Here is a 16,253-nt window from a genome sequence, read left to right as displayed (position 1 = left end):
GGAAGCCGAACCGGAATCGTCGGAGGTGGCGGTTAGCCTGCGGCGCATGAACACGCGCCTGGAGAACCTGGTGATCGACGCGGCGCAGCCGGAAGTCCTGGCGGATTTCTGGGCCGCGCTGCTCGGCTGGCGCGTCGCCGTCGAGGAGGCCGACGAGGTCGACGTGCGCGCCCCGGAGAGCGACGGCTGGGGCCTGGATCTGGTCTTCGTGCCGGTACCCGAACCCAAGGAGGTGAAGAACCGCATCCACCTGGACCTGGCGAGCACGACCCCCGCGCACCAGGCCGAGCTGGTGGCGCGCGCCCTGGAGCTGGGCGGCCGCCGGGTCGATCTCGGGCAGGGCGCGGTGCCGTGGGTGGTGCTGGCGGATCCGGAGGGCAACGAGTTCTGCGTTCTCGAACCCCGCGAGCAGTACGCGGACACGGGCGCGGTCGCCTCCATCCTGGTCGACGCCCACGCCCCGGAACTCTTGGCGGGCTTCTGGACGCGGATCACCGGCTGGCCGGTCCAGGCCCGGGAAGGTGACGTCCTGGTGGGACTGCGGGCGCCGTCCGGCCGGGGGCCGTGGCTGGAATTCCTCCGCAACGACGACGTCAAGCGGGTCAAGAACCGCGTCCACCTGGATGTCGCCCCTCCGGCGGGCAGCGACCACGCCGCGGCGGTGACGGAGGTCGTCGCGGCCGGTGCCGCGCCGGCGGACCTGGGCGGTCCGGCGCTGCCGTGGCGCGTGCTGACGGATCCGGAGGGCAACGAGTTCTGCGTGCTGACTCCGCGCTGACCCGGCTGGGTATTTCCACCGGCGGGAGCGCCGGGGACCAGGGCCGGTGGCCGTGTTCTGCCAGGAGGAAAGAGCCGCGGTCGTGGCCGAGTGTTTCGCCGGCGTTGCCGGGACGCGTCGAACGCTGATCTGCGCGAAACACCGGCGTCCTGGAGCGGCAACAACCCCGGGGGACCGTGGAGGCATGGAGACCTCCAGAGCGTTGCCCCAGCCGAGCCGGACGGCCGTCGCCGAGGAGCCGGCTGCGCCGTCGGCGTGGCGGGTGCGGGTCCGGATGCACGACCACCCGGGCACCCTCGCCCGGATCGCCATCCGGCTCGCCGACCTCGAGTGCAACATCCTCGGCCTGTCCGTGCTGCCGGTGCCCGGCGGGGTGCTCGACGAGATCGTGGTGCGCCCCGCGACCGGTCTGCCCCGCCGGCACCTGGCCGACGCCATCCGCGCCGAGGGCTGCGAATGCACGGCGATCATCGACGCCGACGTCCACGAGCTGGTCGACCCGTCCTCGTCGACGCTGCTCGCGGCCCGCCGCGCGATCGACGACCCGGCCCGCCTCGCCGAAGTGCTGAAGGACGTCTTGGCCGCGGACGTCGTCACGCTCGTCCCCGCCGCCGAGGCGAACCCGGCGCGCACGGAGAGCGGGCACCGGGCGGTGTTCGCGCTGGCCGACGGCAGCGCGCTGGTGGCGCGCCGCCAGTGGGCGCCGTTCGTGCAGCTGGAGCTGACCCGCGCCGAAGCGCTGGTGACGCTGCTCGCCGCGGCGGCCCGGAACGTGGCCGGCCCGGTGGTCCTCGACCGCCCGGACGGCGCGGCGATCGTCCTGCGCAAGGGCGTCCCCGGCGACGCCGACGCGGTGTCCGAACTGCACCGCCGCTGCTCGATGGCGACGCTGTTCCGGCGCTACCACACGGGAGTGCGGACGGTACCGCGCCGCCGGCTGCACCGGCTGCTGGTGCCACCGCGCGGCACGAGCGTGCTCGCCGTCTTCGGCCGCGAGGTGATCGGCCTGGCGCAGCTCATCCCGCTGCTCTCGGGCGGCGCCGAGATCTCGCTGCTGGTGGAGGACGACTGGCAGCAGCAGGGGATCGGCACGGCGATGCTGGCGCGGCTCGCGGAGCTCGCGGAGGCACAGGGCATCACGGAGCTGTTCGCGAACTGCCTTGAGGGAGACGACATCCTGCCCCGCACCGCGGCCCGCGCCGGCTTGCGCACGGAACGCAGCATCGAGGACGGCGCCAAGCTGAGGCTGTTCCTGCCCGCGTGAGCGGTCTCAGCGCTTCCAGAACCAGTCTTTTTCCCGCGCATCGCGCAGGGCGGACTTCTTGCGCTCGGCGGTGAGCCGGTCGAGGTAGAGAACGCCGTCGAGGTGATCGGTCTCGTGCTGGAGGCACTGAGCCAGCACGTCCTCGCCTTCGACCTCGATCGGCTCGTTGTGGACGTCGACGCCGCGGACCTTCGCGTGCTTCGCCCGCTTGGTGGGGAACCACAGTTCCGGCACCGACAGGCAGCCTTCGTCGATCTCGTGCGTTTCCTCGGACAGTTCGACGATCTCGGGATTGACGACGTACCCGGTCAGGCCGGCGACGTCGTAGCTGAATACGCGGAGCCCCACCCCGATCTGCGGCGCGGCCAGCCCGGCCCGCCCGGCGGGTTTCACCGAGTCGACCAGGTCCCGCACGAGCGCCTCGAGCTTCTCGTCGAACACGGTGACCGGGTCGCAGACGGACTTGAGGATCGGGTCCCCGAAATAGCGCAGTTCGCGCATCGCCATGAGCAGAACATCCTTCGTGCGGTGTCGGACTGGCAGCTTAGGCCAGCCCGGATCAGCGCTGCGCGGGAATCGCCAAGCCGGCACGCGAACCGGGCCGGCACGCGGCGGCCGGGGCGGGTTGTGGGTGGTGTTGGCGAGCTGCCGTGGCTCGTGATGCTGCGTCCTGTCGGAGGGTGTGGTGGCCGGGCCGGGGTGTGGGTGCTGTCGGCGAGCTGCCGTGGCTCGCGATCCTGCGTCCCGCCGGGGTTTCCGTGGTGCGCATCACCCCGCCGGCAGGTCCGCATCCCGCCGGAGGCGGGCTGGCCCCGTGACCTCAGGCGCGCAGGCGCAGTCCTGATGGGGTGGCCCGGAAGCCCGCCTCCTGCAGGACTTCCGCCAGCTCCGAGGTCAGCGCCTGCTCGCCGTCCGCGCGTTGGACCGACAGCTGGCCCAGCCAGCCCTCGCGGACCGCTGCCGACAGGGCCCGGGCCGCCTCCGACAACGCTGGGCGTTCCTCCGTGAAGCTCAGCAGTGATCGGCCTCCTCGCTCCACGTACAGGGCCGGGACCCCGTCGACCAGGACGGCCAGTGCGCCGGCCTTGCGGGCTGGGCGGTGCTTCGTATCTCCCGTGGCCGCCGGCCAGGGGAGGGCCGCGCCGTAGGGCTGGGCCGGGTCCGCTGCCGCCAGGACCACCGCTCGGCCGGGGGCCGGGCGGCCGGGGCCGGACAGGGCGCGCAGGCGGTCCACCGCGCCCTTCGCCGCGAACTGGGCCGCGCCGAGGCCCTCCACCACGTAGCCGCGGATCACCTGGCCGGTGTCCTCCATGCCGCGGAGCACCTTGTAGATCCCGGAGAACCCGCCGGTGACGCGTTCGGTGTCCAGCGCGCCGCGGGTCAGGACGCCGTGGCGTTCCAGGAACGCCTCCGTGCGTGCGTGGGCCCGGCGGGTCGCGTCGGTTTCGCGGGCCGGGGTCAGCGCCCACCGGCCGGCGACCGTCGGCGGCCCGGACCGCGACGGCATCTGTGGCCGCCCGGCCCGCAGTCGCGCGTAGCGGCCGCGGGGCGCCTGGCGCCGGGGTTTGTGCGCCCCGTGCCCGGCCACCTGGGCCCGCAACGGCCCCAGGGTGTCGCCCGTGACCAGCCCGGCCCAGACCAGGTCCCACAGCGCCGCCACGACTTCGGCGTCGTTCGGTGCCTTGTCCACCAGCACGGTCGCGCGGTCCACCAGCTGGCGGAAGAACAGCGCTCCACCCTCCAAAGTGGACACGATCGCGTCGTGCAGCGGGCCGGTCGGAATGTCCTCGACGACGTCGGGCAGCAGGAGGTCGGCGACGTCGGCCGGGGCGAGGGCGATCCAGCCGTCGCCGCCGGACAGCGCGCCGCAGCCCGCCCACGTGACTTCGCCCGCCGTGGTCAGCTCGTCCAGCAGCGCGGGGGAGTAGCCCGGCAGCCGCCCCGGCAGGATCAGCGACTCCACCGCGCTCGCCGGCAACGGCGCCCCGGCGAGCTGCTCGACCACCGACAGCACGTCGTCCGCCGTCGGGGCCGCCCGGACGCGGCCGCCGAAGCCGTGCCACGAAGGCAGGAACCGGCCCAGCGCCGCCGGTTCGACCGGCTCCACCTCGGCCCGCAGCTTCGCCAGCGACGCCCGGCGCAGCCGCCGCAGCACCGCCGCATCGCAGTACTCGGTGCCCACCCCGTGCGTGTCCGGATGCCCGACCGGGCTCAGCTCGCCGCGCACCAGGCGGCCTTCCCCGGTCATCCGGTCGAGCACGCCGGTGACGACGGCCGTGCCCAGCCCGAACCGAGCGGCCGCGTCCGCCGCGGCGAACGGGCCCCGGCTCCGGGCGTAACGCGACAGCAGGTCCCCGAGCGGGTCCGCCACCGGTTCGGTGAACGCCTCGGGCACGCCCACCGGCAGCGCGGTGCCCAGCGCGTCACGCACGCGGCCGGCGTCTTCGATGGCCAGGAACCGTTCCGTGCCGCCGATCCGCACCCGGATCGCCCGCCGGGCCGCTTCCAGCTCGGTGAGCCACTCGGCCTGGATCCCGCGCGCCGCGGCCTCCTCGACGGACAGGTCGCCGAGGAACCGCAGCAGGTCGGCGGCGTCCTCGGCCGAGCGCGCGTGCCGCTCGGGGTCGAGCCGTTGCAGCGACCGTTCCACCTCGGTGAGGGCGTCGGGATCCAGCAGCTCCCGGATCGCCTCGGTGCCCAGGAGCTCGGCCAGCAGCCCGGAATCCAGTGACAGCGCCGCCGCCCGCCGCTCGGCCAGCGGCGCGTCGGTCTCGTACAGGAACATCCCGACGTAGCCGAAGAGCAGGCTGCGCGCGAACGGCGACGCGGCCGGTGTCTCGACCTCCACCAGCCGGACTTTGCGGGCGCGGACGTCGGCCATCAGCTCACGCAGGCCGCTGACGTCGTAGACGTCCTGCAGGACCTCCCGCATCGCTTCGAGCACGACCGGGAAGCGCTCGTACTTCGCCGCGACCGACAGCAGCTGTGACGCGCGCTGCCGTTGCTGCCACAACGGAGTCCGGCGCCGCGGGTCCCGGCGCGGCAGCAGCAGCGAGCGTGCCGCGCACTCCCGGAACCTCGCCGCGAACACGGCCGACCCGCCGACCTCCGCGACGATCAGCTGCTCGACCTCCTCGGGGTCGAGCAGCACGTCGTCCGCGCCGATGGTGACGTCACCGCCGTCGGCGTCCAGTGCGTCCGGCAGCCGCAGGACGATGCCGTCGTCGGAGTGCGCCACCTGCGCGTCCACCCCGCGGTTCTCCCGCAGCCGCGCGGCGATGGCCAGCGCCCACGGCGCGTTCACCTGCGCGCCGAACGGCGAGTGCAGGACGATCCGCCAGTCGCCGAGCTCGTCGCGGTAGCGCTCCAGCAGGATCGTCCGGTCGTTCGGGACGTGCCGGGTGGCGGCCTTCTGCTCGGCCAGGTAGGCGAGGAGGTTGTCGCACGCCCGCTCGTCCAGCCCCGCCGCTTCGGCCCGTTCGCGGGCTTTCGTGTCGTCCGAAGTGGACAGTTCGCGGACGAACTTCCCGAGCGCCCGGCCGAGTTCCAGCGGGCGGCCCGGCGCGTCGCCCTTCCAGAACGGCATCCGCGCCGGTTCGCCCGGCGCGGGCACCACGATGACGCGGTCGTGCGTGATGTCGGTGATCCGCCACGACGAAGTGCCCAGCAGGATGGTGTCGCCGACGCGCGACTCGTACACCATCTCCTCGTCGAACTCGCCGACGCGCGAACCGGGCTTGTCTTCCCCGCCCGGCGTCATCACGGTGAACAGGCCGCGGTCCGGGATGGTGCCGCCCGAAGTGACGGCCAGCCGCTGCGCGCCGGGGCGCCCGCGCAGCTCGCCGCTGATGCGGTCCCAGGTGATCCGCGCCCGCAGCTCGCCGAACTCCTCGCTCGGGTAGCGGCCCGCGAGCATGTCGAGCACCGCGTGCAGCGCGTCGTCCGGCAGCGCGGCGAAGGGGGCCGCCCGCCGGACCAGCGAGGCCAGGTCCGGCACCGTCCACGGCTCCAGCGCCACCATGGCGACGACGTGCTGCGCCAGGACATCCAGGGGGTTGCGCGGGTAGCGGACCGCCTCGATCGCCCCGCTCGCCATCCGCTCCGCGACGACCGCGCAGGAGACGAGGTCACCGCGGAACTTGGGGAACATCACCCCGGACGACACCGCACCGACCTGGTGCCCGGCCCGGCCGACCCGCTGCAGGCCGGACGCCACCGTCGGCGGCGCCTCGATCTGCACCACCAGGTCGACCGCGCCCATGTCGATGCCCAGCTCCAGCGACGACGTCGCCACCACGCACGGCAGCTGCCCGGACTTGAGCGCCTCTTCGACGTGCGTGCGCTGCTCCCGCGACATCGACCCGTGGTGGGCCCGGGCGATCACCGGCGGCGCGCCGGTGCTCACGCCGGACTGCCCGACGGCTTCCGCCGGGAACGCGTCGGCCGGGGTGAGCTCGGTCTGCTCGGCGGCCAGTTCGTTCAGCCGGGCGGTGAGCCGCTCGGTGAGCCGGCGCGAGTTGGCGAAGACGATCGTCGAGCGGTGCGCGCGGATCAGGCTCAGCACCCGCTCCTCGACCGCCGGCCAGATCGACGGCCGCTGCACCGGGTTGCCGGCCATCTCTTCCAGCGTGCCCAGGCCGCCCGGCGCGATGCCCCCGGGCGGGAACGCCTCGGTCAGCGACTCCAGCGACTCCAGCGACTCCAGTGCGTCGAGCGGGCTCGGCGCCGGGCCGCGCGGCGCGTCGAGGTTGCCCATGTCCTCCACCGGGACCTCGACGCGCACGTCGATCGTCTTCGCCAGCTTCGGCTGGACCACCCGCACCGGACGGCCGCCCGCCAGGAAGGCGCTCACCTCGTCGACCGGGCGGACGGTCGCCGACAGGCCGATCCGCTGCGCCGGCTTCGGGAGCAGCGAGTCCAGCCGCTCCAGCGAGAGCGCGAGGTGTGCGCCGCGCTTGCCGCCGGCGACCGCGTGCACCTCGTCGACGATCACGGTCTCGACGCCGCGCAGCGACTCCCGCGCCGACGACGTGAGGATGAGGAACAGCGACTCCGGCGTGGTCACCAGCACGTCCGGCGGGGTCTTGCCGAACGCGCGGCGCTCGGCCGTGGTGGTGTCGCCGGTGCGCATGCCCACTTCGATCCCGGGCACCGGCAGCCCGAGCCGGCGGCTGGCCTGCGAAATGCCGGCCAGCGGGGCCCGCAGGTTCCGCTGGACGTCGACCGCCAGGGCCTTCAGCGGCGAGACGTAGAGGATCCGGCAGCGTTTCGTCGCCTCCGCCGGCGGCGGCTCCACCGACAGCCGGTCCAGCGCCCAGAGGAACGCGGACAGCGTCTTGCCGGACCCGGTCGGCGCGACGACGAGGGCGTGCTCGCCCGCGTGCGCGGCCCGCCAGGCCCCTTCCTGCGCCGCGGTGGGCGCGGCGAAGGCCCCCGCGAACCAGTCCCGGGTCGCGGGGGAGAAGAGGTCGAGCACGTCAACTGCCACGTCGTCCATCATGCGCGGCACCACCGACAGTTTCCGGCGTGCCCGCCAGGATCACGCTCTGGGCGAACTGCGGATACAGGACGTCGACCTTCGGTTCGTCGGTGATCAGCCGGTAGTCGCGGTCCAGCGGGGCCCAGTAGGAGAAGGGTGACTGGCCCAGCTTGGCGTGGTCGGCCAGCACATACGCTTCGGCGCCGGCGTGGAGCATCGCGTGTTTGACCACCGACTGCTCGAGTGAGGGACAGCACAGGCCCCGCTCGGCCACCACACCGTCCGCGCCCAAGAACACCCGATCGGGGGAGATGTGCCGCAGCTGCGCCAGCACGCTCTCGCCCAGGATCGCTTCGTTCGGGTGCCGCAGCCGCCCGCCGAGGACGATCAGGTCGATCCCGGCGAAGCCGGCGAGCTCGCGGATGGCGTTGACGCCGTTGGTGACCACGGTCAGCCCCTCGCGGTGGGCGAGGTGCCGGGCCAGCCTGCCGGTGGTCGTGCCGGCGTCGAGCAGCACCACTTCGCCGTCCCGGACCAGGGCGGCGGCTTCCCGGGCGATGGCGTCCTTCGCCGCCGCGTGCTCGCGGTCCTTCTCGTGCGGGCTGCGTTCGGTGTCGAGCGCGCCGCCGTAGGTGCGCACGACGTGCCCGGCGCCGGCGAGCGAGGCCAGGTCGCGCCGGATCGTCGACTCCGAGACCCCGAATTCCTCGGCGAGCTCCGCGATGCCGCCCGAGCCGTCGCGGACGGCCTCCAGGAGCATCGCGCGCCGGTCACGGGTTCCTGGTCGCGGCTGGGACATGCGCCAAGCCTTCCACAGGGACGGGTTTCAGCCCGAAGAACGCCAGCGCGGCGGCCACGGCGAGGAACGCGGCCAGTACGACGAACCCGGTGGTCGCGCTGCCGGTGACGTCGGTCAGCCAGCCGACCAGGTAGGGCCCGGCGAACCCGCCGAGGTTGCCCAGCGCGTTGATCAGACCCATCGCGACGGCGACGACCTCGATGCCGAGGAGCCGGCTCGGGATCGCCCAGAAGGGCCCGTACGGCATGTACACGCCGGTCGCCACGACGCAGAGCAGGGCGAGCTGCACGGCCGGCGGCCAGTGCCCGAGGTTGCCGAGCAGGAGCCCGGCGATGGCGACGAGCAGGGGCAACGTCACCGCGAGGCGCCGGTTGCCGGTCCGGTCGGACCAGTGCGCGCACGCGACCATCCCGGCCAGCGCGAGCACATAGGGCACGGCGGACAGGAACCCGACGGCGGTGGCCGACCCGCCCGTCATCGTCTTCACCACCGACGGCAACCACAGGCTGAAACCGTAGAAGCCGGTGACCCAGAAGAAGTAGATCCCGATCAGCAGCAGCACCTGGCGGTTCGCCAGCGCTCGCCGGTAGCCCTGCTTCCCGAACGCCGGCTTCGCGTCCTCCTCGGCTTTCAAGGTGCTTTCGAGGTACTCGCGTTCCGCCGCGGAGATCCACCGGGCCTGCGCCGGCCGGTCGGCCACCGCGAACCACCAGACGACCGCCCACAGCAGCGGCGGCAGCCCCTGCAGGACGAACACCCAGCGCCAGGACATGTGGTCGAGCATCAGGCCGGACAGCGGCGACATGAGGATCGCCGAAATCGGCAGGCACGTCATCCACAGCGCGTTCGCCCGCGCCCGTTCCGCCTGCGGGAACCAGGACGCCAGCAGGATCAGCACCGCGGGCCACACCCCGCCCTCGAACAGCCCGAGCAGCAGCCGGGCCAGGTGCAGCTGGGTCTCGTTCCGCACCAGCCCGCACAGCACCGCCGCGACCGCCCACGCGATCATCAGCAGCAGCACGGTCTTGCGGGCGCTCCACTTCGCCGCCAGCACCGCCGCGGGGATCTGGAGCACGAGGTAGCCGACGAAGAAGATCCCGCTCGCCAGCCCCTTCGCACTGGCGGACAACGGGAAGTCGGCGCCGATGTAGGGCAGGATCACCGCGACGTTCGTGCGGTCGAGGTAGGCCAGCATGTACATGACGACCGCGACCGGGATGACGTACGCCCAGCGCTTGCGGGGGATCACCGGAGGGTCGGCGGGTAGATGGCGGGCAGTTTCCGCGCGTACGGCGCCAGGGTGGCCGCGGCCTTGAACGCCGCTCGCATGGTGCCGTGCGACGCCCGGCCGGTGCCGGCGATGTCGAACGCCGTGCCGTGGTCGACCGACGTCCGCAGGATCGGCAGGCCGACGGTGACCGACACCGTGCCGTCGAAGTCGTACGTCTTCGACGCGATGTGCCCTTGGTCGTGGTAGAGCGAGAGCACCCCGTCGAACCGGCCCTGGATCCCCTGGTGGAACACGGAATCCGCGGGGATCGGGCCGACCACGTCGAGCCCGGCCGCCCGTGCGGCGGCGACCGCGGGGGCGATCGCGACGATCTCCTCGTCGCCGAACTTGCCGTTCTCCCCGCCGTGCGGGTTCAGCGCCGCCACGGCCAGTCTCGGTTTCTCCGTGCCGAAGACCTCCAGCGCGGTGTATGCCTCCCGGATCGCGTGCTCGATGTTCTCGCGGGTGATCTGGTCGAGCGCTTCGCGCAGCGAAAGGTGCCGGGTGGCGAAGAAGATCTTCAGGCCGGAGACCCAGAACATCGTGTTGAACCGGGTCGACCCGGTCAGCTCGCCGAGCATCTCGGTGTGCCCGAGGTGCTGCGAGCCCGCCGCCCAGATGGCCTCCTTGTTGATCGGCGCGGTCACGACCGCGTCGACCTCGCCGGCCAGCGCGAGCCGGGTGGCGACCTCGATCGCCCCGACGGCCGCGGCGCCCGCGGTGGCGTTCACCTCGCCCCACGGCAGGTCCTCCCGGACCACGCCGAGGTTGAGCACGTCGATCACGCCGGTGGTGAAGCGCGCGTCGGCGACCGTGGCGATCGGGTTGATCTCGAGGTGCAGTCCCAGGTGCCGGACCAGGCGCTCCAGCACGATCGCGTCACCCACCGCCACTCCGTGCGCCATCTGCAGGGCCTCGGGCTCGGCGAGGGTCTTCAGGGTGATCTCCGGGCCGATGCCCACGGGGTCGCCGAGGGTGACGGCGAGGACGGGGAGGTCGCTCACGGGTTCTTCCTTCCGGTGGCGAGGACGTGGTTGAGGTGTTCCAGGCAGGCGACTGTGACAACCGAGGCTTCGCCTCGGGCCGGGGGCTTCGCCACCCGGACCCCCGAAAAGCGGTCACGGCGTCGCGCCCGCCGATCAGCCCGCCCTTCGTGGCGAAGGGCAGCCCGGCGTGCGGGCCGCCGGACAGCCGGCCGGCGACCGCCAGGGGCACGATTTCGGCGTCGATTTCGAAACCTTCGGCCCCCAGCGTTTTCGTGACCCCGACGGCGATGTCGCCGCCGGTGGCGTAGAGCCCGCCGATCCGGTGCGTGCCGAGCACCAGCCGGGCGGCCTCCCCGAGGGCGGGCGGAAGCCGCGCCGCCACCTCCGGATCGACCGGCGTCCCGGGCGCCGGTGCCCGGGCCCGCACGCCCACCACACGGTGCCCGGCGTCGAGGAGTTCACGCACCGCGGCGGCGGTCGCCGGCGGATCGGGCCGCTCCGGGTCGACGTCGACGTACCTCGCGTCCAGCACCAGCTCGGTCTCCAGCAGCTGGTCGTGGGTCTGCCCGGTGATGCTGCCGACCACCGCCAGTACCGGCGGGACGGTGCCGTGTCCGGGTGCGAGGCCCAGCGCCGCGGCCAGCCGGACGCCGAAGGGCCCGGAGTCCACGGAGATCCACCGCGTGCCTTCGGCCGCCAGCCGGGCCGCGGCGCGGGCGACGGTGGTGAGGTGCCGGTTCGTCGTGGCGTCGCAGACGACGATCCCGGCCGGCCGGCGCAGGGCCGCCTCGACCGCGTCCACCCCCTCCTCGACGACGTCGAGCGGCAGTTCGGCGATCTCGCGGCGCGTCGGCTGGAGCAGCGTGCGGATGCGCGACGACCGGACCGGGGTCAGCGGATCGCGTGCCGCGGGGCTCTCGGCCAGTGGCACGCCGTCGACGAGGTGCAGGCCGCCGAGGGTGACGCGGCCGGCGTCCGGAAACGCCGGCACGACCAAGGCCCGTGCGGCCGGCGCCGAGCCCAGGACGGCTTCGGTCTCCGCGCCGACATTGCCGCGCAGTGTCGTGTCCACGCGCTTCACCGTGAGCTCGACGGGCCCGGCGAGCTCGATGGCCGCCCGCACCGCCTGCGCGGCGTGTGGTCCCGAAGCGTGCCGGGTACCCAGGTTCACGACCAGCGCGTCGATCCCGCTCTCCGCGCGCAGGCAGGGCGCGTCCGGTTCGAGTGGCACGTTGACGGAAACCGCGCGCAGCCCGAAGCGGGCGTACAGCGCTCCGGTCGCGTTGCTGCCGGTCAGGTCGTCCCCGAGGACGAGCAGCTTCGGCACCGGCCCACTCCCTTCCTTGCGCAGTCTGTGCAACTCGGTTGACCGAACTGCGCAACTATCGTGCACCTTGATCGACGTCCGCGTCAAGGTGCAGTGACTTTCCCGGGTCCGCACGCACCGTGACCGCGCGCATGGCAGCATCACCGCGAACGCCGTGCCGGCGTGTTTTCGCGAAGGGGAGTGCTGTGCGGATCCTGTCGGTGGACCTCGGGACGTCCAACACCGTCGCCGTGCTTTCGGCGCACGGGATGCCGCCCCGGGTCGTCGAGGTGGACGGCTCGGCCAACATGCCGTCGGCGGTGTTCGCCACCGAAGAGGGCACGATCATGGTCGGCCGCGACGCCGAGCGCCGCGCCCGCCTCGACCCGACGCGCTTCGAGCCCAACCCCAAGCGCCGCATCGACGAACAGACCCTGCTGCTCGGCACCGACGTCGTCCCGGTGACCGAAGTGCTCGCCGCCATCCTGCGCCGGGTGCTCGAAGAGACCTCCCGCCAGCTCGGCGGTGAACAGCCCGACGAGGTCCGGCTGACCCACCCCGCGCAGTGGGGCCAGACCCGCCGCACCGTCCTGATGTCCGCCGCCCGGCTCGCCGGGATGGGCCCCCACATCCTCCTGGTGCCCGAGCCCGTCGCCGCGGCGGCGCACTTCGCGTCGTTCCCCGGCAAGTCGCTCGCGCCCGGCCAGGCCCTCGCCGTCTACGACCTCGGCGCCGGCACCTTCGACGTCGCGGTCGTCGGCGCCACGCAGAACGGGTTCACCGTGCTCGCCGAGGACGGCCTGCCCGACCTCGGCGGCCTCGACGTCGACCAGGCGCTGATGGTGCACGTCGGGCGCGAGGTCTCGCACTCCGACCCGCAGCGCTGGCAGCGGCTGCTGCGGCCGGAGTCCACCGCCGACCGGCGCACCCGGCGCGCGCTGCAGGAGGACGTCAAGGCGGCCAAGGAGGCGCTGTCGCGGCACCCGCAGACCGAGGTGCCGATGCCCGAGCCGTTCAAGGACGTCCTGGTCACCCGCGGCGAACTGGAAGGCCTGGTCCGCCCGGCGATGCTGCGCAGCGTCGAACTGCTGGCGCGGACGCTGCGGTCGTCCGGGCTGACCCCGGACCGGCTGGCCGGCATCTACCTCGTCGGCGGGTCGAGCCGGCTGCCGCTGGTCGGCACGATGATCGCGGAGAAGCTCGGGGTCGTGCCGGGCAGCCTCGACCAGCCGGAGACCGCCGTCGCGCTCGGCGCCCAGCACGTGGCCCGTGACGGGCTGTCCGTGCGCACCCAGAACGTCGAAGGGGCGGTGGCCGCCGGTGCGCCGCCGCACCGGCCGCAGTACGCGCCGCCGCCTCCGCCGCAGCAGCAGTACTACGGGAACTTCCCGGCCGGCGGCCCGCAGCCGATGCCGTCGAACTTCCCGGCGTACTCGCCCGCGCCGGAGAAGGCCGAGCCGAAGCCGGGCGGGAAGAAGAAGCTGCTGATCGGGATCGCGGCCGCGGTCGTCGTGCTGCTCGCGGCGGGCCTGACCTTCGTCCTCACGTCGTCGTCCTCGGTGACCACCTACACCGCGGACCAGTGCCGGACGCCGGGTCAGGCCGACGTCAAGGGCCTCACCGGCTGCCTGCGCCAGCTCGCCGGGAAGATCGCCGACACCGGCGACTGCAAGCCGGGCATGGGCAACGGCCCGGCGGCGCCGCCGCAGAGCCTCGGGGCCGCCTCGACCTGCTCCGCGCCGGGCCGGGCGGGCACCCAGGTGACCTACGTCCACGGCGACAGCGCCGACACGCTCAAGCAGTACACCGACGGCCTGCTCGCCTCGGCGGGCGGCGACCGCACCGAGGCCGACTGGGGCGGCAACGGGCTCAAGGGGCACTACTCCTCGGCCGCGGGCAAGACGTCGGCGGTGCTCGTGTTCACCGTGTCGGACCGGCCGCTGGCCGGGTTCATCTACCAGCTGAACACGAGCGGCCAGGCCCAGGTGACGACGCCGGGCACGCTGGCCGACTACTTCGAGGCGAGCGTCCAGCCGGGGGAGTAGGCGCGAACGGGCCGTTCGCGCCCGCCGGTTAGAGTGGGTTCGATGCGGATCACGGTTTTCCGGCGGCTGATGGCCGACGAGTTCGGCCCCGGGCGGGCCCAGGTGCTGGCCAGGGACCACGTCCTGAGCGCGCTCGGCGGGCGCACCGTCGACCAGGCGCTGACCGCCGGAATTCCGGTGAAAGAGATCTGGCGCGAGGTCTGCGACGCCTTCGACGTCCCGGCGGAACGACGCTGACCAGGGCCGATGCGGTCGGCACCGACCCGGGCGGGCGAAAACCCTAGCGCAAGGGTGTGTCGCTGCGGGCCTCGAACAGGTGTTCGTCTAAGGTGTTGTCCACATCGGGTCCAGCGATCCACAGATTGGGCGCCGCGCCTGGAATTGTCGGTCCCCGCCGCTAGCGTCGGACCGGACAGCTGAAGAACCGACACAGAGAGCCCTCGACGGGGCTCCGACCAGCGAGGTGGACTTCCATGCCTGCAGCACCCGACAAGGACAAGGCGCTCGAGCTCGCGCTCGCGCAGATCGACAAGCAGTACGGCAAGGGCTCGGTCATGCGCCTCGGCGAAGAGGGCCGTGCGCCCATCGCCGTGATCCCCACCGGCGCGATCGCCCTCGACGTCGCGCTCGGCATCGGCGGCCTGCCCCGCGGCCGGGTCGTCGAGGTCTACGGCCCGGAATCCTCCGGTAAGACCACGGTCGCCCTGCACGCGGTGGCGAACGCGCAGCGCAACGGCGGCATCGCGGCGTTCATCGACGCGGAGCACGCGCTGGACCCGGACTACGCCAAGAAGCTCGGAGTGGACACCGACGCGCTGCTCGTCTCCCAGCCGGACACCGGTGAGCAGGCCCTGGAGATCGCGGACATGCTGATCCGCTCCGGCGCGCTCGACATCCTGGTCATCGACTCCGTGGCCGCGCTCGTGCCGCGCGCCGAGATCGAGGGCGAGATGGGCGACTCGCACGTCGGCCTCCAGGCCCGCCTGATGAGCCAGGCGCTGCGCAAGATAACCGGTGCCATGAACAACTCCGGCACCACCGCGATCTTCATCAACCAGCTGCGCGAGAAGATCGGCGTCATGTTCGGCTCCCCGGAGACCACGACCGGTGGCAAGGCGTTGAAGTTCTACGCCTCGATCCGGCTCGACGTGCGCCGCATCGAGACGCTCAAGGACGGCGGCGAGCCGGTCGGCAACCGCACCCGCGTCAAGGTCGTGAAGAACAAGATGGCCCCGCCCTTCAAGCAGGCCGAGTTCGACATCCTGTACGGCCACGGCATCTCCCGCGAGGGTTCGCTCATCGACATGGGTGTCGACCAGGCCATCCTGCGCAAGTCCGGCGCCTGGTACACCTACGAGGGCGACCAGCTCGGCCAGGGCAAGGAGAACGCGCGGAAGTTCCTGCGCGACAACCCGGACATCGCCAACGAGATCGAGAAGCGGATCAAGGAGAAGCTCGGCATCGGCGCGCAGCTCGACGCGGAAGCCGTCGAGGCCGTCCCGGCGCCGGTCGACTTCTGAGTGGCTGCGGGATTGGGTGAGGGCTTCGGGATTGGGTGAGGTGTGCTTGCGGAACGCGCTCGCCTCTATCCCTTCGCCGTGTTTCCCGGGGGTCGAACCCCCGGACCCCCGCCAGGGGGCGGGCCCCCTGGACCCCCGACGGGGTTGCGTTGGGTGGTGACGCGCGGCTTGGGTGACGTGCGGGTGGTGACGTGCGGTTTGGGCTGTGAGAACGAGGAGTGATTCGGGTGGCCAGGGCGCCTAAGGTGCCGCCGGCTGAGCTTTCTCCTGAGGAGCGGTACAAGAAGGCCAAGGAGATCTGCTTCGATCTCCTGGCCGTGCGTGCGCGCACCCAAGAGGAACTCCGGCAGGCCTTGCACCGCAAAGGCTTCGACGAGGAGACCAGCGAGACCCTGCTCGGCAAGCTCGACCGGGCCGGGCTGGTGAACGACGCGGAGTTCGCGGAACTGTGGGTGAAGTCCCGCCACACCACCCAGGGCCTGTCCCGCACCGCGCTGATGGCCGAGTTGCGGCGCAAGGGCGTCGACGACGAGATCGCCGCGCAGGCGGCGGGCGAGGTCGACCGCGAGTCCGAGGAGCAGATGGCCAGGGAACTGGTCCGCAAGCGCCTCGGTTCGCTCGGCAACGTCGACGAGCAGACGGCCCTGCGGCGGCTGCTCGGCTTCCTGGCGCGCAAGGGCTACCCGCAAGGGCTGGCGTACACGGTGATCAAGGAAGAACTCCGCGAGTACGGCGCGGAGTCCACCCTGCTCGACGACGCCGTCATCGACTGACCGCGCCTGCCGGCTCCGCGCCGTCGGGGCGAG

The 16,253-nt window shown here is 72.8% G+C and carries 12 protein-coding genes; 6 read left to right on the top strand and 6 right to left on the bottom strand.

Features of this window, described 5'->3' with window-relative positions; translation table 11 throughout:
• Positions 1-46: 46 nt before the first annotated feature.
• Together AB0M80_RS17540 and AB0M80_RS17535 are read left to right on the top strand one after the other, a co-directional pair.
• On the top strand, positions 47-778 hold the full coding sequence (locus AB0M80_RS17540; protein WP_364565346.1) for a VOC family protein: 732 nt from the start codon (positions 47-49) through the stop codon (positions 776-778).
• 202 nt (positions 779-980) lie between these two features.
• Positions 981-2,042, top strand: coding sequence for a GNAT family N-acetyltransferase (locus AB0M80_RS17535; RefSeq protein WP_364565793.1), 1,062 nt, complete (start codon positions 981-983; stop codon positions 2,040-2,042).
• A gap of 6 nt (positions 2,043-2,048) precedes the next feature.
• Here the strand turns inward: AB0M80_RS17535 and def are convergent, their stop codons facing one another.
• From def to AB0M80_RS17505, 6 genes are all read right to left on the bottom strand, one after another.
• Positions 2,049-2,549: a peptide deformylase gene (gene def / locus AB0M80_RS17530; RefSeq protein ID WP_364565344.1), complete on the bottom strand. Its 501-nt coding sequence runs from the start codon at positions 2,547-2,549 to the stop codon at positions 2,049-2,051.
• A gap of 313 nt (positions 2,550-2,862) precedes the next feature.
• Positions 2,863-7,542, bottom strand: a complete 4,680-nt coding sequence (locus AB0M80_RS17525) for a DEAD/DEAH box helicase (RefSeq protein WP_364565342.1) — start codon at positions 7,540-7,542, stop codon at positions 2,863-2,865.
• Positions 7,520-8,320 carry a DeoR/GlpR family DNA-binding transcription regulator gene (locus tag AB0M80_RS17520; protein ID WP_364565340.1) on the bottom strand — a complete coding sequence of 267 codons (801 nt, stop codon included), beginning with the start codon at positions 8,318-8,320 and terminating at the stop codon, positions 7,520-7,522. The genes AB0M80_RS17525 and AB0M80_RS17520 overlap by 23 nt, the downstream gene beginning before the upstream one ends.
• Positions 8,292-9,569, bottom strand: coding sequence for an MFS transporter (locus AB0M80_RS17515; protein WP_364565337.1), 1,278 nt, complete (start codon positions 9,567-9,569; stop codon positions 8,292-8,294). Before AB0M80_RS17515 ends, AB0M80_RS17520 begins: the two co-directional genes overlap by 29 nt.
• Positions 9,566-10,552, bottom strand: a complete 987-nt coding sequence (gene pdxA / locus AB0M80_RS17510) for a 4-hydroxythreonine-4-phosphate dehydrogenase PdxA (RefSeq protein ID WP_364565791.1) — start codon at positions 10,550-10,552, stop codon at positions 9,566-9,568. Before pdxA ends, AB0M80_RS17515 begins: the two co-directional genes overlap by 4 nt.
• A complete protein-coding gene (locus tag AB0M80_RS17505; protein ID WP_364565336.1) occupies positions 10,470-11,903 on the bottom strand; it encodes a four-carbon acid sugar kinase family protein in 1,434 nt (477 codons plus the stop codon). The genes pdxA and AB0M80_RS17505 overlap by 83 nt, the downstream gene beginning before the upstream one ends.
• Before the next feature lie 185 nt (positions 11,904-12,088).
• On the opposite strand from AB0M80_RS17505, the gene AB0M80_RS17500 reads away from it, so the two are divergent.
• The 4 genes from AB0M80_RS17500 to AB0M80_RS17485 all read left to right on the top strand — a co-directional run bounded on the left by AB0M80_RS17500 (position 12,089) and on the right by AB0M80_RS17485 (position 16,220).
• The gene (locus tag AB0M80_RS17500) at positions 12,089-13,927 is read left to right on the top strand and encodes an Hsp70 family protein (RefSeq protein ID WP_364565334.1); all 1,839 of its coding nucleotides are present in this window, start codon (positions 12,089-12,091) and stop codon (positions 13,925-13,927) included.
• A 42-nt stretch (positions 13,928-13,969) separates the two neighbouring features.
• Entirely contained in the window at positions 13,970-14,164 is a 195-nt protein-coding gene (locus tag AB0M80_RS17495; RefSeq protein ID WP_364565332.1) for a DUF3046 domain-containing protein, read from the top strand.
• 236 nt (positions 14,165-14,400) lie between these two features.
• The gene (gene recA / locus AB0M80_RS17490; protein WP_364565330.1) at positions 14,401-15,447 is read left to right on the top strand and encodes a recombinase RecA; all 1,047 of its coding nucleotides are present in this window, start codon (positions 14,401-14,403) and stop codon (positions 15,445-15,447) included.
• Positions 15,448-15,692: 245 nt separating this feature from the next.
• Positions 15,693-16,220: a regulatory protein RecX gene (locus AB0M80_RS17485; RefSeq protein ID WP_364565788.1), complete on the top strand. Its 528-nt coding sequence runs from the start codon at positions 15,693-15,695 to the stop codon at positions 16,218-16,220.
• Positions 16,221-16,253: the final 33 nt, after the last annotated feature.

The sequence above is a fragment of the Amycolatopsis sp. NPDC051045 genome (assembly GCF_040682955.1).
Lineage (GTDB): Bacteria > Actinomycetota > Actinomycetes > Mycobacteriales > Pseudonocardiaceae > Amycolatopsis.
Note: the sequence above shows the minus strand (reverse complement) of the source record. Positions and strands in the feature narration are given on the sequence as shown.

What these genes read in the sequence shown, in the direction of transcription:
- AB0M80_RS17540 (WP_364565346.1), top strand. Translation starts at nt 47, where the DNA reads ATGAACACGCGCCTGGAGAACCTGGTGATCGACGCGGCGCAGCCGGAA.
- def (WP_364565344.1), bottom strand. Translation starts at nt 2,549, where the DNA reads ATGGCGATGCGCGAACTGCGCTATTTCGGGGACCCGATCCTCAAGTCC.
- AB0M80_RS17525 (WP_364565342.1), bottom strand. Translation starts at nt 7,542, where the DNA reads ATGATGGACGACGTGGCAGTTGACGTGCTCGACCTCTTCTCCCCCGCG.
- AB0M80_RS17520 (WP_364565340.1), bottom strand. Translation starts at nt 8,320, where the DNA reads ATGTCCCAGCCGCGACCAGGAACCCGTGACCGGCGCGCGATGCTCCTG.
- AB0M80_RS17495 (WP_364565332.1), top strand. Translation starts at nt 13,970, where the DNA reads ATGCGGATCACGGTTTTCCGGCGGCTGATGGCCGACGAGTTCGGCCCC.
- recA (WP_364565330.1), top strand. Translation starts at nt 14,401, where the DNA reads ATGCCTGCAGCACCCGACAAGGACAAGGCGCTCGAGCTCGCGCTCGCG.